The following is a 23,545-nucleotide window of genomic DNA, read 5'->3' on the forward strand; positions in this document are numbered from 1 at the left end:
CAATTGGTTGTGCGGTAGATTTTGTGTGTAGGCTTCTTCATTTGAAAATTATATCGCTGAAAAACCCTTTACAGATAGGTTTGTGCAACAAAGCCACTCTAATGGTAAACCCATTAGCACCATAATATTCTCTAGGTATTAACCAAAAACGACCATTACGCTTTAATAGAGCATATTTGCGAGAGTCAAATTTTGGTAATCTAGCAAAATCTTCTGATGTATATGAGTCGAACTCTTGAGCTAGCCTCATCCTTTGCCGTTCCATCAATGAATGAATACGAGCATCCTGTCTCTTCTCCGTTAAAGGAACACATTTATATACTAGCCAAGCTGTAAAAATGATTAAAAGTAAAGTCCATATAAAACCTTTTGATGGCCTGTAGTTTTTTATATTCATCATTATTATTTATCCATTTTTAATAATTTTTTAGGTCTTATTTTTTCTACTTCATTAAACAAACTAAAAGTTTGATTCACATAATTCACCACACCTGAAATTTGATCCATATAGTGCATAAGTTCAGGTGTTTTCTCAGCCTGTAGCAGTTTTATCGTGCGTGATGGATCGTAACCATCAAACTGACAGTAAAATAAAGGTTCACCCCGTTTTAGAATTAAATCCTTTGAAGTGTCATACCATTCAAATGCCCACATTAGTGGTCGTGGCCAAATGTGAATCGGAAAACGTCCACCAAATATTGTGCCTGGTAGCGGATTCTTGCGGTAATGCCCAAAAGCATCCAATTGAGTGATGTACACCACTTCATCTGCAATAAAGCAATATGGAAGTTTCAGTTGTAAGATTGGGACTTGAGGCGTACGCCATTCATTCTCATTGACAATTGTGAGCAGCTCTCGTAATTTATTGGCACGTATAGGCGACTGATCCCCCAAGACATTCACTAAGGTCGGCTTGCCTTGTGCATCTCGTGCAAAACGCAGATGAAAGTCAAATGGGCAATTCACCACAAAATAACGACTTTCCAACTGCAATACCGCAGGACAACGGCTTGCTGACTTGGCATGTTTGGTCTGTGACTGCGAACGCATCCGATAAGGTGGTTCATACAGAATGGATGCTCTGTCCTCTGTTAAAAACCAACCCACTTGAATTGGTCCTTCCCCAATCAACTTTTCGTTATCTTCAATGGTAAAATGAATATGCATTTTAAATTTTTATTTCAGTTTTTCGTCTACAATATTTTACGCTGACTTGCTTCTTTTTTATACAAATCAGTCTGTATATATTTTTGATTTAGCTAGCAAAATTTCTTTTAAGTGAGCACTCATTCTCTTTAATTATTTTTAAATTTCTAAAAAATAGAATCTACCCATCATCCTAAAAACCTCATGTCTAAAAAAGCCACCCGAAGGTGGCTTTTTAATTTATTCTTTATCTTGCTCGTGTTCAGGCAAATCCTTGACAGCTTCAGCAATCAAACCAAACATATAGTTTCCATATGCATTGGTTTTATCATAATGGAAACGCAATCTTGGCGTGATACGCGTCTTGATGCGACGACTCAATTCATGACGCAAGAAACCAGAAGCCTTATTCAGCACATCTAAAGTTTCTTTATTTGCAGCTTCACTTTGATCATCGCCCAGTTCACGCCCCATAACAGTGACATAAACTTCAGCATATCCCATATCTGCACTGACTTTCACGGCTGAGATGGTCACTAGACCACCCAGACGTGGATCTTTAAGCTCCTGACGGATCAGCTCAGCCAACTCACGTTGTACTGAATCCGCCATCCGCTTTAAGCGTTGGCTACCCGCCATTAAAGACTCCGTTTAATCAGTTGAACATCATATACTTCGATCTTATCTTGTACTTTGATGTCTTTATAACCTTTCACCGCAAGACCACATTCCATACCTGCGCGAACTTCTTCAACCACTTCTTTATAACGACGAAGAGATTCAAGCTCACCTTGGAACACAACCACGTCATCACGTAATACGCGAATCGGTTTATTACGGTGTAACATACCTTCAAGTACCATACAGCCTGCTGCTGCACCAAATTTACTTGAGTGGAAGACTTCACGTACTTCCGCTACACCTAAGATCGTTTCACGATGTTCAGGTGCAAGCTTACCGCTCATTGCTGCTTTTACATCATCAATCAATTGATAAATGATGCTGTAGTAACGAATATCGATACCGTCTTGATCAGATTTCTGACGTGCAGTGTTGTCCGCACGTACGTTGAAACCAAGTAAGACTGCTTCTGAAGATTCAGCTAAGGTGACGTCTGACTCAGTGATTGCACCGACACCAGAACCGATCACACGAACTTTAACTTCATCAGTTGAAAGCTCATCAAGTGCAACATGCAATGCTTCTAAAGTACCGCGTACGTCAGTTTTAAGTACGACATTTACATAAGGCACATCTTTTTTACCCATAGACGCCATGATGTTTTCAAGACGCATCGCACTCGCGCGCTCTAAACGTTTATGACGTTCACGATCAGAACGAGCATCAGCAACTTCACGAGCTTTCTTCTCATCATTCACAACAAGAACTTCATCACCCGCCATTGGTGCTTCAGGTAAACCTAAAATCTCAACTGGAATCGAAGGACCTGCTGACTGAATTCGTTTACCGTTTTCATCAACCATCGCACGTACACGACCATAAGATGAGCCAGCAAGAACTAAATCACCAATGTTCAAAGTACCGTTTTGTACAAGAATCGACGTTACAGCACCACGGCCTTTATCAACACGTGCTTCAATAACAACACCTTGAGCCGCACCGTCTGCAGAAGCTTTGAGTTCCATCAATTCAGCTTGGATCAAGATCAGGTCAAGTAACCCATCGATACCGGCACCAGAATGTGCTGAAACTTTCGCGATAGGTACATCACCGCCCCACTCTTCAGGCACGATACCTTTAGTGGTCAGTTCATTCAATACGCGATCTACGTCTGCTGATTCTTTATCCATTTTGTTGATTGCAACAATAATAGGCGTACCAGCAGCACGCGCATGGTCAATTGCTTCCGCAGTTTGTGGCATTACACCATCATCCGCAGCAACAACAAGTACCACGATATCAGTCGCTTTTGCACCACGTGCACGCATAGAAGTAAACGCTGCGTGTCCCGGGGTATCTAAGAAAGTAATAATGCCTTTCTCAGTTTCAACGTGATAAGCACCGATATGCTGAGTAATACCACCCGCTTCTCCCGCTGCCACTTTAGAGCGACGGATACGATCCAGTAATGAAGTTTTACCATGGTCAACGTGACCCATGATCGTAACGACTGGAGGACGAGTTGTTTGCTCACCACGTGCTTCTTCAGCTGCAACCAATAAATTATCTTCTGCTTGAGTATCCGAAACCAGAACAGGATTGTGTCCCATTTCTTCAACTACAAGTACCGCTGTATCTTGTTCAATCGCTTGGTTCTGTGTAACCAACTCACCCATTTTCATGAGGGTTTTGATAACTTCACGAACTTTAACAGCCATTTTTTGAGCAAGATCAGCAACAACGATTTTCTCGCCAATCTCAACATCGTAAACTTGTTTTTTGACAGGTTTTTCGAAACCATGTTTGTTTGCTTGGCTGGTTTTTAAGCCACGCTTGTGATGATTCTTACTGAAACTTTGTTCAGACTGAGCATCACCGCCGCGACCGCCTTTCTTACCAGCTCGTGGGTTTGCAGTTGCACCACCACGTTTGATTTCACGGTCTTCCTTGTTAAAGGAATCTTCATATGCTTGACCAACAAGACCCGCTGCTAAAGGCGAATCATCAATCACACGAACAGTCGTAGTGGTATCATCATTTGAATATTTTGATGCCATTTTACGCATTTGTTCAAGCGTACGTTGCTGAGCTTCTTCAGCCGCCTTACGACGCACTGCTTCTTCAGTTGCTTTTAACTGAGCAGTTTGTGCTTCACGTGCTTTTTTCTGTTCAGCCGTCTCTGATGGTTTTACCACTTGAGGCGCTTTAATCACCTTATCGCTATTGCGTTTTTTCACCACAACAGCCGTTTTTGACGGTGCTTGTGTTGCGCTATCAGAAGTATGCGCTGCACGCATCGCTTCTAAAGTTGCATTGGCTTTTTTCTCTGCAACATCACGTGCATTTTGCACTGCTTCAGTACGTACATTTTGTTCAGCACGTACTTTCACATTCGCTTCTACGCGTGCTTTTGCTTCAGCAGCAAGCAATTCTGGGTTCGGTTTAGCAAAAACTTGTTTCTTACGAACTTCAACATTAATGCTTTTTGCTTTGCCCGAAGTACTTGTAACTTTAGCAGTACTCGTTGTTTTACGTTTCAACGCAATTTTTCCTGTGTTACCACTTTCCTGACCATGAACTTTTTTCAAATGATTGACTAAAGTGTCTTGTTGCTCAGTGGTAATAATATCATCTGCTTTACGCTGTGGTAGACCTGCATCACGAACCTGCTCTAGGAGTTTCTCTACAGGACGTTCTACGCTGAGCGCTAACTCTTGAATCGACTTGTCCGTCATCTATTATCTCCTAGTTAAACCATGATTCACGTGCTTTCATGATGAGTTGACCCGCTTTGTCATGACCTAAACCTTCGATATCAGAGATATCATCAGTCGCTTGGTCTGCCAAATCATCAACAGTAATCACACCACGTGCCGCCAATGCATATGCAATCTCAGTGGTCATACCTTCCATTCCGAGAAGTTCTGCACTTGGCTCTTGAATATTTTCTTGCTGTTTTAACGCATCCGTTAATGCAGCTTCTTTTGCACGACTTTGTAGTAATTCAACTAAGTCTGCATCAAGCTCGATTTCATCAAATGTCTCAGCAGGAACATAAGCAATTTCTTCTAATGAAGTGAAGCCCATTTCTACCAAAGCCATTGCTAAATCTTCTTCAATATCGAGACGTGATACAAACATATCAAGATATTGTTGTGCTTCATTTTGCTGACGAGCACGATACTCTTCTTCCAACATCATGTCGAGTTTATAACCGGTTAATTCCGATGCTAAACGAACATTCTGTCCTTGCGAACCAATCGCACGTGCCAACTGGTCACTGGTCGCAAAAATAATATCTGCACTACGTGCATCTTCATCAAGTACGATACCTGAAACGTCTGCTGGTTCTAATGCACTTGCAATGTATTGCGCTGGATCATCAGACCACACCACAACATCAATACGCTCACCATTTAACTCTTGTTGTACCGCTTGGATACGCGTACCACGCATACCAATACATGCACCTACAGGGTCAATACGATGATCATTGGTTTTCACTGCAATTTTAGCACGTACACCTGGTTGACGCGCTGCGGCTTTAATTTCAATGATTTCTTCAGAAATTTCTGGAATTTCTTTTTTCATTAAAGCCATTAGCATTTCAGGACGAGCACGTGACAACAGCAATTGTGCACCACGACCTTCACGGTTTACGTTATACAAGATTGCATTGATACGTTGCTTTGGACGTAAAATTTCTTTATGGATGGTTTCTTCACGCGCCAAATACGCTTCTGCATTGTCACCAAGATCAATGATAAAGCCATCTTTAGTTTGTTTTTTCACTTCACCATAGATCAGTTCGCCAACTTTAGATGCATACGCATCCGCAACCAACGCACGTTCAGCTTCACGAATCTTTTGCACAATCACTTGTTTTGCAATTTGCGCAGCAATACGACCAAACTCGATCGATTCAACTTCAAGCTCGCGGATATCGCCAATTGACCACTTTGTTGCATCCACATCAGAAATCGCATCCTGACATGCTGGCATTTCGTGGTCTTCATCTGCAACCAGCGTCCATTGACGGAAAGTACGGTAATCACCAGTTTTACGATCAATCTCAACACGAAGTTGAGCTTCTTCTGAATTTGTGCCTTCGTAGAATTTTTTCTTCGTCGCGGCAACAAGTGCTTGTTCTAACGCTTCGAAGATCGCTTCACGACTAACACCTTTTTCATTACTAACCGTTTCTGCAACGGTAAGAATTTCGCGGCCCATAAGTCACCTACCGATTTCTTATAAAATTAAGTTAATATTAGTCTTGATAGATTAAATTTGCTTTATCAATATTATTACTATCAACTTCAAGCACCTGACCACCTTCTACTTCAACCTGAATGATTTCATTTTCTAGGTCTACAGAAAGTAATTTTGCTTGAAATTTACGACGGTTTTCGACAGCAGCAATTAATCGTAAAGCGACTTGTTGTCCAATATACCCAGACATTTGTGACAACTGAAAGAATGGGCGATCCCAACCAGGTGAAGAAACTTCTAGAGCATACTCACCCGAAATCGGATCATGGACATCTAGCATTGCGCCCACTTGTTGCGTGACCAGCACACAATCTTGAACACCAATACCACGCCCTTGGTCTGCTTCGCCATCTTCGGTGAGAAGTGGCTCTGCATTGTCATCAGTCGCTTTGTCAATATAAATACGTAATAAAGAACGTTTACCTTGTGGTAGGAATTCAATTCCCCACAGATCTACACCACAAGCAGCCACAGCTGGTGCGATAAGATCAAACAGTGCTTGAGATTTATTTGATAATTTCATTTACTCTCGTCGCTCTCATGCGAGCCAATCAATCTTAACCGTATAGTGAACACGATGATTTGATCTTGCGCCGTATACGGCTCATATCGACACTACACGATAGCTAAACAACCAATAAAAAAGGGCGTAATCGCCCCTATGTTACACAGAAAAGCAAAGCCCACTGTGCAAAAAGGCCCACCTATTGTGAGCCTCTTTTTAGAAACTTGGTAGCGGGAGCTGGATTTGAACCAACGACCTTCGGGTTATGAGCCCGACGAGCTACCAGACTGCTCCATCCCGCATCAACGTGCAAAATTATATACAATTATGAAAAAAAGTCAATCTAAGTTTTTTTCACCATTGCTTGATTAAGTTGCACCTTAATCAAATGGTAGCGGGAGCTGGATTTGAACCAACGACCTTCGGGTTATGAGCCCGACGAGCTACCAGACTGCTCCATCCCGCATCAACAAATTACTGCGTACACCAAACTTACTGGTTATTAAGCTTGGTGCGGAAGGGGGGACTTGAACCCCCACGCCCGAAGGCACTACCACCTCAAGGTAGCGTGTCTACCAATTCCACCACCACCGCAGCTTTGTGGGACGAATTCTAGTACCTAAAACAAAAAAAGGAAAGCATTAATTCAGCTTATTCAGTCGTTTTTGGTGCATTTGGCGAAGTTTCAGCCGATGTCACTGGTGCAGACGTTGAGGTTTGAACAGTTTTTAAACTATATGCATCTGTGGTATGTTTTTTTGCAAGTACAGCCAAAGTTAGACTGGTCACAAAAAAGATTGCAGTAAAAACTGCAGTTAAACGTGTCAAGAAGTTACCTGCACCTGACGCGCCAAATACAGTTGCAGCACCACCACCACCAAACGATGCGCCTGCTTCTGCACCTTTACCTTGTTGTACTAAAACCAAAGCAATAATCAAAATTGCTAAAATGATGTGTACAACGAGTATAAAACTATACATTTCTATTCCTCGTTATTTGCTTTGTGCAAATGCTTGTGCAATTTGGTAAAAAGATTGTGCATTGAGAGATGCACCACCCACTAAGGCACCATTGATATCTGGACATGCAGCCAATTCAACTGCATTTTCAGCTTTAACGCTACCACCATATAAGATCGCCATGTTTGCGCCATATGATGTGATTTGCGTTAACCCTTCACGAATTTTTGCATGCATCGCCTGAGCATCTTCTGGTGAAGCTGTTTTACCTGTGCCTATCGCCCAAATTGGCTCATAAGCAATCACAATATTTTGCCATTGTTCAGCTTTGACCACAGCAGCAATATCACAGATTTGCTGTAATACAACTTGATCAGCCAAACCTTGCTCACGCTGATCAAGACTTTCACCAACACAGTAAATCACAGTTAAGCCTGCATTTAATGCATGATGCAACTTCTCTTTTAAAATTTCGACATGGTCACCGAACAACTCACGGCGCTCAGAATGACCAACCAGCGCAAACCCAATACCACTGTCTTTCAGTAATTCAGCACTCACCTCTCCCGTGTACGCACCTGTACCTGCTACCCGAGAAAGGTCTTGTGCTACGGTATAAACCGTTCTAGCAGCATCTTTTAACTGAGCTTGAATACTGGTTAAAGCAATTGTGGTCGGTGCCACACCGATATGACATTGTTCGGGAGCAATATGTTCTTGCTCTAATAACTGTTTAAATTCTTGTATTAATTGGAAAGCATTCGCATGCATTGGATTCATTTTCCAATTACCAACAACCCAAGGGGTAATGGTCGAATTCGACATACTTCGCCTGCCTAATGTTAATTTCTCAAAAATGCTGCATATTTTACACGGATTTTTATAAAATTGAGTTTTTTTCTATTGTTTAAATATAAATCAGATTGAAAACAGCATGGGCTCAACAAGAAATTCTTTGCGAACGCTCTGTTCGTTTTGATATTTATTTTAAAATTAAGTTGCTTAGGTGTTGCTACTCTTTCCAACACGCATTGCATTATCGCTAAAAACGGCTCAAACTTAGATCGAATTAATCGTGTGTCTTTTAGCAACGGAACGAATAAAAGAAAATTAATTTATAAAAAACTCGATTAGTTCAAAGTTTTATCGGTGAACCAAGTCAAAAACGACACTTTCTCTAGTGGTATTTTTGCATAACAAAAGTATAATTTTTAGGATACATATTATAAACATTTATTGTCATAAGGCGGACAGATGTCAGGATTACATACGTCTCCAAAATTTTCGGGGTTTATTCGACGATTGGTCGAAGATGGTCATATGTCTGCATCAGGTATGCAAACAGCAATCGACACAGCAAAAAAAGCACAACAAGATATTGTTGCGCATCTGATTGAACATCATCGTCTTTCTCAACTTACCATTGCTGAAACCATTGCGGTAGAATTCGGTGAGCCAGTCTTTGATTTAGCGGTTTTTGATACGGCTTTGTTGCCACGTGAGCTCGCTGACAGCAAATTGATTCACAAACATCGGGTTGCGCCTTTGATTCAACGTGGGCAAATTCTCTATGTTGCTACCAGCAATCCAACCAATATTGATGCACTCGATGCGATTCGTTTTAACACCAAACTCAATATCGAACCGATTATTGTTGAACACAGCAAACTCGAAAAACTCATTGAGCAACAATTTGGGGACACGGACAACTTCGACTTTGGGGAGGGCGAAGATTTTGATCTTGATGTCGATATACCCACTGAATCAACACAAGACGATGAAGTCCCTCAAGGTGAAGAAGCACCGATTGTAAAATACATCAACAAGTTACTCATTGATGCGATTCGCATGGGCGCATCCGACTTACACTTTGAGCCTTATGAGAAAATGTATCGGGTTCGCTATCGTGTCGATGGTGTATTGCGTCAAATTGCAAATCCCCCCTTGCAACTCGCCACTCGACTTGCTTCACGTTTAAAAGTTATGTCGCAAATGGACATCTCTGAAAAACGGATGCCGCAGGATGGTCGTATTAAGCTCAAGCTATCCAAAACCAAAGCGATTGACTTCCGTGTCAACTCATTACCCACGCTATTTGGTGAAAAATTGGTGCTGCGTATCCTTGATCCATCCAGTGCAATGTTAGGCATTGAGGCACTCGGTTATGAAGAAGAACAAAAAGCATTATTTCTAGAAGCACTCGACAAGCCTCAAGGCATGCTCTTGATCACAGGTCCAACAGGGTCAGGTAAAACGGTATCTTTATATACGGGGATTAACATCCTCAACACTGAAGATACCAATATTTCTACAGCCGAAGATCCCGTTGAGATCAACTTAGAAGGGATCAATCAGGTTAACGTCAACACCAAGACAGGCTTAACCTTCTCTGCTGCCCTTAAAGCCTTTCTCCGTCAAGATCCTGATATCATCATGGTTGGTGAGATTCGTGACCTAGAAACTGCTGAAATTGCCATTAAAGCAGCACAAACCGGTCATATGGTGATGTCTACACTTCATACCAACAGTGCACCTGAAACCTTAACTCGCTTGCGTAATATGGGAGTCCCCTCCTTCAATATCGCGACTTCGGTCAATCTTGTTATTGCACAGCGATTAGCACGTCGCTTATGTCCACAGTGCAAACAAGCGATAGATATTCCCAAACAAAGTCTTTTAGAGTTAGGCTTCACTGAACAAGATTTAGCAAATCCTGAACTTCAGATATTTCAACCGGTTGGTTGTTCCGAATGTCGTGAAGGCTACAAAGGCCGTGTCGGTATCTATGAAGTGATGAAAGTGACCCCTGAAATTTCTAAAATCATTATGGAAGATGGCAATGCATTACAAATCGCAACCGCCTCTGCACAAGCTGGTTTTAACAATTTAAGGCGTTCAGGTTTACAAAAAGTCATGCAAGGGATCACTTCATTACAAGAAGTTAATCGAGTCACAAGTGAATAAAATTAATAAAAAGGATTAATAATCATGGCAGCTAAAAAAGCGCAAATGATGCCTACTTTTGCTTATGAAGGGGTAGATCGTAAAGGGGCAAAAATTAAAGGGGAATTACCTGCACGGAATATGGCTTTAGCAAAAGTCACTTTACGTAAACAGGGCGTCACCATTAAGAATATTCGAGAAAAACGCAAAAATATTCTCGATGGCTTAATGAAAAAACGAGTCACAACACTGGATATCACGGTGTTCACACGCCAGCTTGCAACCATGATGAAAGCCGGCGTACCACTGGTACAAGGTTTTGAAATTGTTGCTGAAGGCTTAGAAAACCCTGCCATGCGTGAAGTGGTACTGGGCATAAAGAGCGAGGTCGAAGGGGGTAATACTTTTGCTGGTGCACTAAGAAAATACCCACAATATTTTGACAATTTATTTTGTTCTTTAGTTGAATCTGGCGAACAGTCTGGTGCGCTAGAAACCATGCTTGATCGTGTAGCGATCTACAAAGAAAAAAGTGAATTACTGAAACAAAAGATCAAAAAAGCCATGAAATACCCAGCCACAGTGGTGGTGGTTGCTGTGATTGTCACCATTATTTTGATGGTCAAAGTTGTGCCTGTTTTCCAAGATCTATTTAGTTCATTTGGTGCTGACTTACCCGCCTTTACCAAAATGGTGGTGAATATGTCGGTATGGATGCAAGAATATTGGTTTATCTTGATTATTGTGATTGGTGCGATGATTGCCTGCTTTCTCGAAGCGAAAAAACGCAGTAAAAAGTTTCGAGATACACTGGATAAAATGGCGCTCAGATTGCCTATTTTTGGTGATTTAGTTTATAAAGCCATTATTGCGCGATATAGTCGTACTCTAGCGACAACATTTGCAGCAGGTGTGCCACTGATTGATGCACTTGAATCAACCGCTGGTGCAACCAATAATGTCGTTTATGAAGATGCTGTGATGAAGATCCGCGAAGATGTCGCAACTGGACAACAATTACAGTTTGCCATGCGCGTGTCGAATCGTTTTCCATCGATGGCGATTCAAATGGTTGCGATCGGTGAAGAATCAGGTGCTCTAGACAGTATGCTCGATAAAGTGGCAACCCACTATGAAAATGAAGTCGATAACGCGGTTGATGGCTTAACTGCAATGATGGAACCACTCATTATGGCAATTCTAGGTGTACTGGTCGGTGGACTTGTGATTGCAATGTACCTTCCAATCTTCCAAATGGGTTCTGTGGTCTAATGCAACAATTTTTCTCTTATTTTATCGAAAACCCAACTGCGCTCTATCTTGCAGTTGGGTTGTTGAGTTTATGTATTGGTAGTTTCCTCAATGTGGTTATTTTCCGAACACCTCGAATGATGGAACAGGAATGGCAGCAAGAGTGTCAGATGCTGCTCCACCCAGAACAACCGCTCATCGATCAAAGTAAATTAACACTCAGTGAACCGCCCTCGACCTGCCCAAAATGTCACTCTGCGATACGCTGGTATCAAAATATTCCTGTGATCAGTTGGCTCGTGCTACGCGGTAAATGTGGTGCTTGTCAAAATCCAATTAGTATCCGCTATCCATTGATTGAACTCCTCACAATGGCGTGTTCTCTGGTGGTCGTGGCTGTATTTGGTGCAACCATTCAAATGCTGTTTGCCTTGGTCTTCACATGGGTTTTGATTACACTGACCTTTATTGATTTTGATACACAACTGCTTCCTGACCGTTTTACCCTTCCCCTTGCAGCCTTAGGTTTGGCAATTAACAGTTTTGCGGTTTATACCACAGCAAGCTCGGCGATTTGGGGCTATGTAATCGGCTTCCTCTGTCTATGGATTGTTTATTATCTCTTTAAACTCATCACAGGCAAAGAAGGAATGGGCTATGGAGACTTTAAACTACTCGCAGCCTTAGGTGCTTGGATGGGGCCGATGCTACTGCCGTTGATTGTGTTACTGTCTTCGATCGTCGGCGCAATTGTAGGGATTATCCTGCTGAAAATGCGTGGTGAAAATCAGCCCTTTGCATTTGGTCCTTATATTGCGATTGCAGGTTGGATTGCTTTTTTATGGGGTGATCAAATTATGAAAGTTTATCTTGGAGGTTAACATGCGATTTATCTTGGGAATTACAGGTGGCATTGGCAGTGGTAAATCTGCGGCGACCCAATGGTTTGAGTCTCAAGGTATCTGCGTTGTTGATGCTGACATTGTGGCAAGAGAAGTTGTTGAACAAGGTCAGCCCGCATTAAAAAGTATTCAAGATGCTTTTGGAGATTGGGTGTTATTGGAAGATGGCAGTCTAAATCGACGTGCTCTGCGTGAGCATATTTTCCAATCACCTGAAGCGCGTCAAACATTAGAGGGAATTACCCACCCCGCGATTCGCCAGTCGATTATCCAACAACTACAAAACGCTCAAAGCCCTTATGTGATCTTGGTTTCACCACTACTCTTTGAAACCAATCAGCATGAACTTGTTCATCACACCTTACTGATTGATGCAGATGAACAAACACAGTTACAGCGTGCCAGCCAACGCGATGGACAAAATGCAGCAGAGATTAGAAAAATTATTGCAGCACAAATGCCTAGAGCTCAAAAACAACAACTCGCCCATGATGTTGTTCTCAATGATGGTTTATTAGAGCATCTGCATAAGCGGTTGAAGCCCTTACATTTAAGTTATTTGCAACGTGCTGAGCAGTTCTTTTAATCTTTTTTTTGCTGAGCAAGTTGTTTACTTAAGCTATCTTGGCGGAACCACCGCCATGGCTGTAATGCCCCGATTGCCATTCCCACCAAACCACAAGCAACGGCAACACTTAAGGGTTCATTTAACAACGGAACGGCAAGCACAGCCGCGATAAACGGCGCTAAAGTGACAATACTTCCAGTCTTAAATGCACCTAAACGCTGAATTGCAGCGATATAAGTCAAAGTGGCAACAATCACGACCAATACGCCATGAAACAACCCTTGTACCAATAAATGTACAGCTTCGACTTCTTGAAAATGCTTTGGAATAAATAAAAGATAAATCGGCAAATAAATCAATGCAGACCAGATTGCCACACTTGCCATCGCATGCCATGCGGACAATTGCCACTGTTTCAACAACACAGTGAATAGCCCCCACCAAACTGCACTAAAAAAGAATAACAGATCACCTAGACCAAATGACGAAGCTTGCTCATGCAACATCAAATAGCTCATCACCGCCAAAGCACTCAACATGATGATCAAGCTCAACCACGTATGCTTATCAAAGGTCTGCTTAAAAAATACATAAGCAGCGACGGCAGTACATAATGGAATAAAACCATTTAAAAAAATTGCGGCATGCGCTGCTGGTGCATGTAGAAAGGCAGTATAAACGGTAAAACAGTAGGCTAAACCTCCTGTTAATGCCAATATCACTGCGCGTGGATGCCATAAAAAAGCCAAATCTTTTTTATAAATCAGGATCGGCATGAGAATCGTAAACGCAATCGCAAAGCGCATTGCGACCAAATCCCAAGCACTGATATGCCAATGCGCATTTAAGCGAGAAAAAATGGTAAAGCCGCCCCAAATACACATGGTAATGAAGACAAATACATAGCCTTGGGTTCGAACCGTCATGTCAAAGCACTTGAATCATCATACCGTAGTCAGATGATTATACATTGCGCTGACGACATGCTTCATACAACGCCATTCCCGTCGCCACACTCACATTCAAGCTTTGTAAATCACCTGACATTGGAATATAAACGGTGTGATCACACTGAGACTGTGTAATTGGTCGCAAGCCAGTATCTTCAGCACCCATCACGATCACAATCGGTCCGCTAAAATCACACTGCTGTAGCGGCAATGCCTTTTCATCTAACATCGTGCCGATAACGCGCGTATGTGTGGTGTCTTTTAAATGCGCCAAAGTACGTGCAAGATTAGTGACTTGAATAAATTTAACCTTTTCAGCGCCCCCTGCTGCAACTTTGCGAGCAGTTGGTGTAAGCCCTGCGGAACGGTCACGAGGCACGATCACCGCTTGAACCCCCATTGCAGCAGCAGTACGAATACAGGCACCAAGGTTATGCGGATCAGTTACTTGATCTAGTGCCAATAACAACGCATTTGGAGTCTGTTGCATCAGTTGATCTAAATCTTGTTCATTTAAGGTCGGATGTGGACGTACAGCCGCGACAACCCCCTGATGAAAAGGCAGACCCGCCAATTTTTCTAAACTGTCTCGACTGGCTTGTTGCACACTAATCCCAAAAGGTTCTGCAAGCTGTAAAATCTTTTGTAGACGTTGGTCATCACGCCCTTTCAGGGTAAATAAAGTCAAGACTCGCTCAGGCTCTAACTCTAATAATGACTCCACAGAGTGAACACCATAATAATATTCAGATTTTGCCATGAACGAACGACCTCTTTAAAAATGCCCGCTTCAAAAAAGGGGATTTAGATTGTAAAAGTTTCTCTTTGAAGCAGAAACTTTTGGGAGACTTATAAAAAATAAAAATCCTGCAAAGTGACTTTACAGGTGAGGAGCGAATAGCTCCGTAAGGGAATTTAATAAAAAAATCCTGTAAAATGACTTTACAGGTGAGGAGCGAATAGCTCCGCAAGGGAATTTAATAAAAAATCCTGTAAAATGACTTTACAGGATTCCCTTACAGCATAAGTGTACTCGATTTAAACAGTAATAGGTTAGCCTTCTAGATGGCAAACATAATCGAGCACTTCATCCGCTTCGATATGAAAAACACTATTGCCAGGCACATAAAAAGACTGTCCAGCACGGAATAACTCACTTTCGGTGCTATCTGCAATTTTTACACGGCATTCACCAGAAATAATTTCCATACGCTCTGGTACATGTGTCTCGAATGCTAAAGGCTGTTCAGTCGGTAAAAGGACACCTAAAGTCTTTTTGGTACCATCTTCAAACTGTACTGTATGGCTAATACATGCCCCACCAAAATACACATTTGACTTTTTAATGACCGTAACATGATCAAACTGCACTGAACTCATGCCTACTCTCCAAATAATGCAGCATTTATATTAGGTTATGATGGACGTAGTTTAATTGTGCCTGCGTCACTAATCAATCCATTTTTATCATGCTTTTTGCAGCAAATTTCGAAGCACCAAAGTGCTTTATCACAGAGAGAACTGTCATATCCTAGGCAAATCAACAAATTCATCTATTCAACGCTTGTAGCAACTATAAAACTTCTCTATCTTTAAGCAAAAGATTTTGTGCATTGGATGCGTTTATGCTCACCCATTTAACTTTAATTAATTTTGCACTCGCCGACCACCTCGCTTTAGATATTGAACAAGGTTTTAATGTACTTACTGGTGAAACTGGTGCAGGTAAATCATTATTGTTAGATGCATTATCTGCCTGTTTAGGAGAGCGCACAGACACCCATTATGTCCGCTATGGTGCCGATAAAGCAGATGTGACTGCTGTATTTAGTTATCAGCCCGAAAGTGCCGAAGCACATTGGTTAAAAGAACATGAACTGGATGATGACACTGCTGAAATTCATTTAAGACGCGTAGTTTTTGCGACAGGCCGAAGTAAAGCATGGATTAATGGGCGACCAAGCAGTTTAACTGAACTTAAAGAAATCGGGCGTTTGCTCGTACAACTCTATAGCCAACATAGCCAACAACAATTACTTGAACCACCCTATCCCAAACATTGGTTAGACCGCTATAGCAACTTTGCAACGCCAGCACAGGCTGTACGTGAGGCTTATGCGACTTGGCAAAAAAACATTCATCAACATCAAGCCGCTTTAGATGCGCAAGCAACACGTATTCAAAGAATACAAACGCTTGAATCCCAACTTGAAGAACTCGAAGATATCATTCAGACTGATTATCGTGAAACAGAACAAGAATTTGATCGTCTGAGCCATCATGAACACATCATGCAAGACTGTGGTTTTAGCTTGAATGTGCTAGATGAAGCAGAACAAAATATTACCCAAGAAGTTGCCTCTATCATCCGTCGTTTGGAATCTCACGCAGGACGTAGTGAACAACTCTCCAGTATTTATAATTCATTGTTGAATGCACAAAGTGAAATAGATGATGCAACTGCGAGTTTGCGTCAATTTATTGACCGACAAAGTTTTGATCCTGAGCGGATGGAACAGCTCAATGCAACCTTAGAAATTTTTCATCGCCTTGCTCGTAAGCACCGTAGCCAACCAGAACAACTAAAACAGGAATACGAAGCTTGGCAACAAGAGCTAGAACAGCTCCATCATCTTGAAGATCCTGAAACCTTAGCGGAACAAGTTGAGATTTCATATCAAGAATTTATGCAAAAAGCACAACATTTAGATGAAATTCGTCGTGCTGCAGCCATTCCATTGGCACAACAACTGATCGAACAAGTCAAACCACTTGCTTTACCTGAAGCCTATTTTGAATTTAAGTTTGAACCATTGATGCCACCAAATGCAGAAGGTTTAAGTTCTATTCAACTGCTATTCACCGCCAATAAAGGCATCCCAGCACAACCCCTAGCACGTGTGGCATCAGGTGGTGAACTTTCACGTATTGCGCTGGTCATGCAAGTCATGAATGCCGAAAAAACTGAAGCTGAAGTGCTGGTATTTGATGAAATTGATGTCGGGATTAGTGGCGGAACTGCTGAAGTGGTTGGTCGCCTCCTCGCTGATTTGGCGCAACACGTACAATTGCTTTGTATTACTCATCAAGCGCAAGTTGCGGCACAATCTGACCAGCATCTCTTGGTGAAAAAGCAACAAACTGACCCTGCCAGTAGCACCATCATTGAACTTGACGAAGCGCAACGAATTTTGGAACTTGCCCGCATGTCTGGGGGGGTCGAAATTAGCGAAACCACCTTACAACACGCGAAACAACTACGTCAGTTGAAATTTCAACCGAGCTAGCGTCTATTAACAAAATATCAGAAAATGATTGGCGAAATCCGATCAACTCTTGTATGTTGATAAAAAGAACCTATATAGATAAATTAGCAGAATATTTTGATGGAGAACCGCCTAGGTGACGAAACAATATTTAACTCATCGTTGTCTAATTGCTCCACCAGACATGGCAGATGACTTCTTTGCAAATACAGTCATATATGTTGCTCGCCATGATGAAGACGGCGCTCAAGGCATTGTGATCAATCGCCCTTCTGATCTACAAATCAAAGAATTACTCAATGATTTAGAGATCGATGCCGACAATGTACAGCCACATGCAGTTTTGCAAGGTGGACCTTTGCGTCCCGAGGCTGGCTTTGTTTTACATACTGGTCAACCCACTTGGCATTCATCCATCGCAGTGGGTGAAAATGTTTGTATCACCACCAGTAAAGATATCTTAGACGCGATTGCACACAATGAAGGTGTTGGTCGTTATCAAATCGCATTGGGTTATGCGAGTTGGAGCAAAAATCAACTTGAGGAAGAAATGGCTCGAGGCGATTGGCTCATTTGCGATTCAGATATGGATTTGATTTTTAATTTACCTTATGACGATCGTTGGGATGCAGCCTACAAAAAAATTGGGGTAGATCGTACATGGTTTGCTTCAGAGATTGGTCATGCCTGATATCCAAACTTCACAATCAATTATGGCATTTGATTTTGGCACCAAAAAAATGGGGATTGCAATTGGTCAGTCGAGTATCGAAAGCACCAATCCTCTCCCTCTATTCATCATGAAAGATGGCATTCCAGACTGGAATCAGTTATTGAAACTGGTCAAAGAATGGCAACCGAATTTATTTTTAGTGGGTTTGCCACTGAATATGGATGATAGTGAGTCAGAACTCTCTGCACGCGCTCGAAAGTTTGCGAGACGTTTACGCCATCAAACCAACATTGAAACATGGATGGTCGATGAACGTTTGACCACCCGAGAAGCACGCGAGGAACTTGAGTTTTATCAAGAACGTGGTCGCGCCAGGCGCTTATCCGCAGATAGTTTTGCCGCTGCACTGCTAATTCAAAGTTGGTATCGCGATCCTGCTGGGATTACGCCTTAAAAAAACTGTCCCTCAACTTTCTATCACAGAGCAGCATTAGTATTATTCCGCGATAGAAAACAACTTCAAGATAACAACTCTTGAATAAAATAAGATACACGGAAGCGTCATCCACAACCTGCGTGGCATAAACAAGATTTTGTTTCTGCGAAAAAGCATATAAATGAAGAAATAGAACAGGTTTTGTGGTGAGCTGCGACTATAGCAGCGCAAGATGCCTTTCTTGCAAAGCGTTGCTTCTCATTTGGGCGAAACCAAAGTAGGGCGAACCGCAGGTTTAACCTAAAATTGGATGAGAACTCAGCAAGACGCCGCATATCACTATTTCTCAATAATTCGAACCGTTGCCGTGCGTCCAGACACAAAAGCTAACGGATTCTGTGGTTGCTCATCTAACACAATCTTGACAGGTACACGTTGTGCTAAACGCACCCAACTAAAGGTCGGATTCACGTTAGCGAGTAAATTAGAACTGCCTGAGCGTTCACGATCTTCAATTCCCGTTGCGACCCCTTGAACATGCCCTTTAATCTGTTGACGATCACCCATGAGTTGCACCGTTGCCTGATCACCAACATGAATACGATTGAGTTTAGTCTCTTCAAAATAACCCACTACATAAAGCTGATGGCGATCAAGTAAAGCGGCAACGGCTTGCCCCACATTGACATAGCTTCCGACACGCAAATCAAAATTTGATAAAGTTCCATCAGCAGGTGCAACCACTTCTGAACGATGTAAATTTAATTGAGCTAAATGCAAACTGCTTTGTGCGACTTCTATCAGTGCTTGTTGCTGTTGAATCGCTGCATTGGACTGCTCGATACTTGCAACCAGTTGCTCACGTTCTGCGACAGCTTGATCGCGGGTTGCAAACACTTGATCCTGCTCTTGCCTTGAAATCGCACCATCCATGAGGCTAGCATAACGCGCTGCATTCTTTTCAGTCAGCTTCATATTGGCTTCGGTTTTGATCAAACTGGCTTTCGCACCTGCCAAGTTTGCATGGGCTTGTGCCAAACCCGCCTTGGCCTTAGCCAAATCAGATTTTGCTTGTTCCACATCTAAAGCCTGACGTGCGACATCTATTTTGAAAAGCACCTGTCCTTTTTTTACAGTCTGGTTATCCTGTACCAGAACCTCTGTGACCAGACCGTTGACATCTGATGCGACCTGAATCACATCACCCCGTACACGGCCATCTCTCGTCCACGGTGCGGCATTGTAGTAATTCCACAAATGCACGACCGCATAGACAGCGATCACGATCGCAACGAGTAATACCACAGGACGTATGACTTTTCGCACCTCAAATGCCTTCATGTTCATTACCTTTACCACTGATTCTTTAAATCATTAAATTTCGAATTGAGTGTTTATTGAAAACCTTAGACCCACAGCCACACGAATAGCCCATGGACCAGTAGCAACAATGCCAAGTAAAAACACAGATTAAAAATACTCGGCAGTGCAATCCAACCCTTGATGACCAATCGGTCGACCCATGGACTAATCAGCTTAAACAAGACATAAGCGATGATGGCTTGCACCAAAAGAATGGGGATATAAATCCCATAAAGATTAATTTCACCCATGTGACACACCTACGCCTGACATTGCCACATCCATTTCATCGGTTGGAATATGACCAATGCTTTCACAAATATTATTCAGAGAAATCAACAGCCGTTGCTGTAATTGAGCATCTTCAATCTGCTGAGCAATGCGATGCAGTAGATTGATTTGCTGCACAATAGATGTTGAGAAATGATGCGATGCACTTTGTTTCTCTTGGGCTTGGAAATACTGAGCTAATTGCTGTTGTAATACTGCGACCTCAGTTTGCAGCGCGGATAGCTGCGGTAGTTTTTGACTAATTTCTTGTAGCCGCACCAAATCAACAATCGAGCTGCTCTCAATCAATGCATTTTGAATCGCTGTTTTAATCTCAGGATTTTGCACCAACTTGGTATTCAAAATACCCACACGATCCAACATACTGCGTAAATGGATTTTAAAATCACTACCATAAGACATGCTTAAGGCCTGACGCATGGCTTGATAATGCAAAGCCAAAATACGCGTGGCACTGGTATCTGGTGAAACGGCACGAACCAAATCAATCACAATCAGCGACACCAATACGCCCAAGATCATGGCAAAGGAACTATCCAAATAAGAAACCGCATCCATCGTATATTGGTTATGCAGATTCAACCCCATCATGGTATTGATCCCAAGTACCATACCAATCGGCATCAGCATTTGATTGGCCATCATGGTTACAGCCACAAGGAACATTGGAAACAGGACCAAAGCCAGTTGCCAAAAATGGGTGACATGCGGAAAAATACCAAAGGCGTATAAGAAGACCAAACCCGCAGAAAAAATACTGCCCCAAATAAAAATCCGTAACACAGGCACAGGATTATCCAAAGCAGTCAAAATACACGCCGTCACCGCACCCATTTGCGCCATCATAAATCCAGCTTTCCAACCCGAAAGAATCCATGCGCCAGTCACAATAAAAGTAATCAGTACCGCACTAATGCCACCACGAACAGCGATGCCATGATCACGATGTAAACTTGGGTACTTGGTGGTAATCGCGGTAATTTCGACAGGAATATCTTTGTTGCCTTGCTGGATCTGCTGCCAAATAAGCTTTACCGCCAAAATATTGGCAATAAAATGACGCACATCCATTTTCAATGCCGCCAAGACAATTTGCTGTTCGGACGTTGCTAGAACCATAAGTTCAGCAAAATCCTGTTCAAAACTGCTCGGTAAGCCCTGTAAATCATTCGGTTTTAACAAGCGATCTTGTTTTAAAAATGCCAAGCTATGCTGAAGAATCAGATCCAAATGCGGTGCTAGATTGCTCATTTGCATTTTTTCAAGCTGTTTCACGCGTTGAGACAGCGCCACCAAATTCGCGACCACTAATGACACCTGATGCAACATTTCCTGCAAAGGCTTGGTCATCCCATTCAACTCACCTTTTTCATAGGCCAAATGAACTGCCAAAGCATGAATGTCGGAAGCATCACGCGTGATCACAGACAGAATTTGCGTATCATCGTCTGAACTTGCCTGCACACTCATTAAATTCCTAAAGGTACTTTCCAGATCACTTAAGGTTTTATTGACACGCTGCTTGATCATTGCACCAACATGAACGGGTAAAACCGTTGCAGAGACGACCGCTGTTGCAATCACACCGATTGAAATTTCTAACACGCGCGCCAATGCGATATCAAAAATATTGTAGACATCAATATAGGTAATCGCGTTATACACAATCATGGCGGTTGAATAGCCAGCCAACATAAAGACATAACTACGTGGCGTACGATCAAGCAATGAAACGTATAAAGCAAACCCGACCCATAAAGACAAAACAATGGTAAATAACCATGGCGTATTAATAAAATGAGGGGTTAACAATAAGGCAATCATTGCCCCAACCACCGTCCCAACTAAACGATACACACATTTTGACGACACCATCCCTGAGTAAGGATTGGCAATAATCAATACCGTACCAATCGACCACATTGGATTAATTAAATCGAGTTCAAAGGAAATAAACAGTGCCAGCATGCCTGCCACAAAGGTTTTGCAGGCAAAAATAATGTCCAGTCGGCTCGGTCTAAAAGCCAACAACTGTTTAAATAGCATGAACGTGTCTCAATTCTGAGCCAGACTTTTCGCTCATATTCCTTCAACAACACCAATGAATGTGATGACGAATTCAACTGATTTGGACAGATCCAAATCAGTTCGATAAGCGTAAAGCTGATGATGGGAAGTGATGTGCAATATTCGGAAAATTTAGATTTATAGCCCAAAAAATATCCAAATAAGACATTCTTTGATCTATTTTTTCAAAACAAGACCAATTAGTCAATATAAATTATCACGATTTGATAATATTTAATTTTAATTTAGAATAATATTGATAAAAGTGATCTTCTTTCTCATCATGACCATTGGTTTATTCAACCATCTCGATCAGATTTAAAAGTCCATACACGAACTCAGACTTTTCTGTTATAAAACAATAAAAGTTTGATTTTCACGTTATTTTTAAGGAGTAGATGCCCCATCATGGCAATTTCGAGTTTTGGTAAGATTCTCACTGTACTGGATCTATTCTCAGTTTCACGCCCGATTATCAATGTCGATATCATTTGTGATGAGCTTGCTCTATCCAAACCTACTGCCTATCGCTATCTTAAAGAATTGGTCGCGACCGATATGCTGAAACGCATTAGTGGCACGTCAGGTGACTACACTTTAGGATCTAAAATCGCTGTTCTGGACTATATTTCGCACAGCACCGATCCATTGGTGCAAACGAGTATTCCTTTTATGCGAGATATCGTTGAAAAAACTGAACTGTGCTGCTTGCTCACCTATCTAAACCATGATTATTGTATCGACCTACATCACGAAACATTTAAAGAGTCGGAGCTACTCTCATTTGGTCGTGGGTGTCCTCGCCCTGTTTATATTGGCGCGTCACCAAAAATCGTGATTGCACATTTGAGCAAACAACGCATTCAAGCCTACTATCAACAATTCAGTCATGAATTGGCTCAGGTTGGTTTCGCACAAAACTTAGATGAATTCTCTCAACACATGCGAAAAATCAAGAAACAAGGCTTTTATTTATCACAAGGTGAGATCGACCCATCTGTTTGTGGTCTGTCAGTACCAATTCGATTTTCGAACAAAGAAGCGCCGATTGCGCTCACTTTGGTGGCATCAAAAAACCGTTTTGACTTCTTAAACATTCAAAAATTGACAGAAATTCTGCAAAACAATGCCGCACAAATTGAACTTAAATTTGCAGCACTCTCAGAAAATCCATAAAGCCAAACTTGAGAATATAAAAAACATTTACATTTCTAACCGTTGTAAAAATCAATAAATTCTCATATTATGATTATGTTCTTCAGCATCCTCTCCTCAAGAGAGCATGTTTCCTCAGAGAACTAAGCTCATCCTTGCTATGGGCTTTTTTCTTGCCTT

At 42.0% G+C, this 23,545-nt stretch carries 22 protein-coding genes and 3 tRNA genes; 8 read left to right on the forward strand and 17 right to left on the reverse strand.

The genetic code is table 11. The features are described 5' to 3' along the window. Positions 1 to 37 precede the first annotated feature (37 nt). The 11 genes from MMO38_RS13515 to tpiA all read right to left on the reverse strand — a co-directional run bounded on the left by MMO38_RS13515 (position 38) and on the right by tpiA (position 8,326). On the reverse strand, positions 38 to 400 hold the full coding sequence (locus MMO38_RS13515) for a hypothetical protein (RefSeq protein WP_241323880.1): 363 nt from the start codon (positions 398 to 400) through the stop codon (positions 38 to 40). Between the two features lie 2 nt (positions 401 to 402). Continuing rightward, positions 403 to 1,167, reverse strand: coding sequence for a hypothetical protein (locus MMO38_RS13520; RefSeq protein WP_241323881.1), 765 nt, complete (start codon positions 1,165 to 1,167; stop codon positions 403 to 405). Positions 1,168 to 1,386: 219 nt separating this feature from the next. Further along, complete coding sequence (locus MMO38_RS13525) at positions 1,387 to 1,785, reverse strand: ribosome-binding factor A (RefSeq protein ID WP_004668375.1); 399 nt, start codon at positions 1,783 to 1,785, stop codon at positions 1,387 to 1,389. Next, positions 1,785 to 4,502, reverse strand: coding sequence for a translation initiation factor IF-2 (infB, locus tag MMO38_RS13530; RefSeq protein WP_004668374.1), 2,718 nt, complete (start codon positions 4,500 to 4,502; stop codon positions 1,785 to 1,787). The genes MMO38_RS13525 and infB overlap by 1 nt, the downstream gene beginning before the upstream one ends. Positions 4,503 to 4,512: 10 nt before the next feature. Next, positions 4,513 to 5,997 carry a transcription termination factor NusA gene (gene nusA / locus MMO38_RS13535; protein WP_004668373.1) on the reverse strand — a complete coding sequence of 495 codons (1,485 nt, stop codon included), beginning with the start codon at positions 5,995 to 5,997 and terminating at the stop codon, positions 4,513 to 4,515. A gap of 37 nt (positions 5,998 to 6,034) precedes the next feature. Next, positions 6,035 to 6,559 carry a ribosome maturation factor RimP gene (gene rimP, locus MMO38_RS13540; RefSeq protein ID WP_241323882.1) on the reverse strand — a complete coding sequence of 175 codons (525 nt, stop codon included), beginning with the start codon at positions 6,557 to 6,559 and terminating at the stop codon, positions 6,035 to 6,037. A gap of 207 nt (positions 6,560 to 6,766) precedes the next feature. Then, positions 6,767 to 6,843, reverse strand: a tRNA-Met gene (locus MMO38_RS13545). Positions 6,844 to 6,930: 87 nt separating this feature from the next. Then, positions 6,931 to 7,007, reverse strand: a tRNA-Met gene (locus tag MMO38_RS13550). 43 nt (positions 7,008 to 7,050) lie between these two features. Further along, a tRNA-Leu gene (locus MMO38_RS13555) sits at positions 7,051 to 7,135 on the reverse strand. 57 nt (positions 7,136 to 7,192) lie between these two features. After that, the gene (secG, locus tag MMO38_RS13560) at positions 7,193 to 7,522 is read right to left on the reverse strand and encodes a preprotein translocase subunit SecG (RefSeq protein WP_004668371.1); all 330 of its coding nucleotides are present in this window, start codon (positions 7,520 to 7,522) and stop codon (positions 7,193 to 7,195) included. A 12-nt stretch (positions 7,523 to 7,534) separates the two neighbouring features. Next, positions 7,535 to 8,326 carry a triose-phosphate isomerase gene (tpiA, locus tag MMO38_RS13565; RefSeq protein ID WP_241323883.1) on the reverse strand — a complete coding sequence of 264 codons (792 nt, stop codon included), beginning with the start codon at positions 8,324 to 8,326 and terminating at the stop codon, positions 7,535 to 7,537. Positions 8,327 to 8,755: 429 nt separating this feature from the next. Between tpiA and pilB the strand changes: the two genes are divergently transcribed. Genes pilB through coaE form a run of 4 tightly spaced genes read left to right on the forward strand, consistent with a single transcriptional unit; the run spans position 8,756 to position 13,183 of the window. After that, a complete protein-coding gene (pilB, locus tag MMO38_RS13570) occupies positions 8,756 to 10,465 on the forward strand; it encodes a type IV-A pilus assembly ATPase PilB (RefSeq protein WP_241323884.1) in 1,710 nt (569 codons plus the stop codon). Between the two features lie 24 nt (positions 10,466 to 10,489). Beyond that, entirely contained in the window at positions 10,490 to 11,716 is a 1,227-nt protein-coding gene (locus MMO38_RS13575) for a type II secretion system F family protein (RefSeq protein ID WP_241323885.1), read from the forward strand. Next, a complete protein-coding gene (locus MMO38_RS16660; protein ID WP_005194773.1) occupies positions 11,716 to 12,576 on the forward strand; it encodes an A24 family peptidase in 861 nt (286 codons plus the stop codon). The genes MMO38_RS13575 and MMO38_RS16660 overlap by 1 nt, the downstream gene beginning before the upstream one ends. A 1-nt stretch (position 12,577) precedes the next feature. Next, on the forward strand, positions 12,578 to 13,183 hold the full coding sequence (gene coaE, locus MMO38_RS13590; RefSeq protein WP_241323886.1) for a dephospho-CoA kinase: 606 nt from the start codon (positions 12,578 to 12,580) through the stop codon (positions 13,181 to 13,183). On the opposite strand, the gene MMO38_RS13595 is transcribed toward coaE, so the two are convergent. From MMO38_RS13595 to MMO38_RS13605, 3 genes are all read right to left on the reverse strand, one after another. Further along, the gene (locus tag MMO38_RS13595; RefSeq protein WP_241323887.1) at positions 13,180 to 14,091 is read right to left on the reverse strand and encodes a DMT family transporter; all 912 of its coding nucleotides are present in this window, start codon (positions 14,089 to 14,091) and stop codon (positions 13,180 to 13,182) included. The genes coaE and MMO38_RS13595 overlap by 4 nt on opposite strands. 37 nt (positions 14,092 to 14,128) lie before the next feature. Then, complete coding sequence (rlmB, locus tag MMO38_RS13600) at positions 14,129 to 14,875, reverse strand: 23S rRNA (guanosine(2251)-2'-O)-methyltransferase RlmB (protein WP_005194769.1); 747 nt, start codon at positions 14,873 to 14,875, stop codon at positions 14,129 to 14,131. Positions 14,876 to 15,168: 293 nt separating this feature from the next. Further along, complete coding sequence (locus MMO38_RS13605) at positions 15,169 to 15,495, reverse strand: pyrimidine/purine nucleoside phosphorylase (protein ID WP_004668356.1); 327 nt, start codon at positions 15,493 to 15,495, stop codon at positions 15,169 to 15,171. Positions 15,496 to 15,740: 245 nt separating this feature from the next. Between MMO38_RS13605 and recN the strand changes: the two genes are divergently transcribed. From recN to ruvX, 3 genes are all read left to right on the forward strand, one after another. Next, positions 15,741 to 17,402 carry a DNA repair protein RecN gene (recN, locus tag MMO38_RS13610; RefSeq protein ID WP_004668354.1) on the forward strand — a complete coding sequence of 554 codons (1,662 nt, stop codon included), beginning with the start codon at positions 15,741 to 15,743 and terminating at the stop codon, positions 17,400 to 17,402. 115 nt (positions 17,403 to 17,517) lie between these two features. Next, entirely contained in the window at positions 17,518 to 18,072 is a 555-nt protein-coding gene (locus tag MMO38_RS13615) for a YqgE/AlgH family protein (protein WP_004668352.1), read from the forward strand. Then, the gene (gene ruvX / locus MMO38_RS13620) at positions 18,065 to 18,508 is read left to right on the forward strand and encodes a Holliday junction resolvase RuvX (RefSeq protein ID WP_241323888.1); all 444 of its coding nucleotides are present in this window, start codon (positions 18,065 to 18,067) and stop codon (positions 18,506 to 18,508) included. The genes MMO38_RS13615 and ruvX overlap by 8 nt, the downstream gene beginning before the upstream one ends. 321 nt (positions 18,509 to 18,829) lie before the next feature. Here ruvX and MMO38_RS13625 read toward each other — a convergent pair whose 3' ends face one another. The 3 genes from MMO38_RS13625 to MMO38_RS13635 all read right to left on the reverse strand — a co-directional run bounded on the left by MMO38_RS13625 (position 18,830) and on the right by MMO38_RS13635 (position 22,189). After that, the gene (locus MMO38_RS13625) at positions 18,830 to 19,831 is read right to left on the reverse strand and encodes an HlyD family secretion protein (RefSeq protein ID WP_005194760.1); all 1,002 of its coding nucleotides are present in this window, start codon (positions 19,829 to 19,831) and stop codon (positions 18,830 to 18,832) included. A 65-nt stretch (positions 19,832 to 19,896) separates the two neighbouring features. Continuing rightward, positions 19,897 to 20,103 (reverse strand): DUF1656 domain-containing protein, encoded by a 207-nt coding sequence (locus MMO38_RS13630; protein ID WP_004668345.1) that lies wholly within the window; start codon positions 20,101 to 20,103, stop codon positions 19,897 to 19,899. Continuing rightward, positions 20,096 to 22,189 (reverse strand): FUSC family protein, encoded by a 2,094-nt coding sequence (locus MMO38_RS13635; RefSeq protein ID WP_241323889.1) that lies wholly within the window; start codon positions 22,187 to 22,189, stop codon positions 20,096 to 20,098. The genes MMO38_RS13630 and MMO38_RS13635 overlap by 8 nt, the downstream gene beginning before the upstream one ends. Before the next feature lie 429 nt (positions 22,190 to 22,618). Here MMO38_RS13635 and MMO38_RS13640 point away from each other — a divergent pair, with 429 nt between their 5' ends. Further along, on the forward strand, positions 22,619 to 23,386 hold the full coding sequence (locus MMO38_RS13640; RefSeq protein WP_241323890.1) for an IclR family transcriptional regulator C-terminal domain-containing protein: 768 nt from the start codon (positions 22,619 to 22,621) through the stop codon (positions 23,384 to 23,386). Positions 23,387 to 23,545 lie beyond the last annotated feature (159 nt).

It is taken from the genome of Acinetobacter sp. NIPH 1852 (genome assembly GCF_022549455.1).
GTDB lineage: Bacteria > Pseudomonadota > Gammaproteobacteria > Pseudomonadales > Moraxellaceae > Acinetobacter.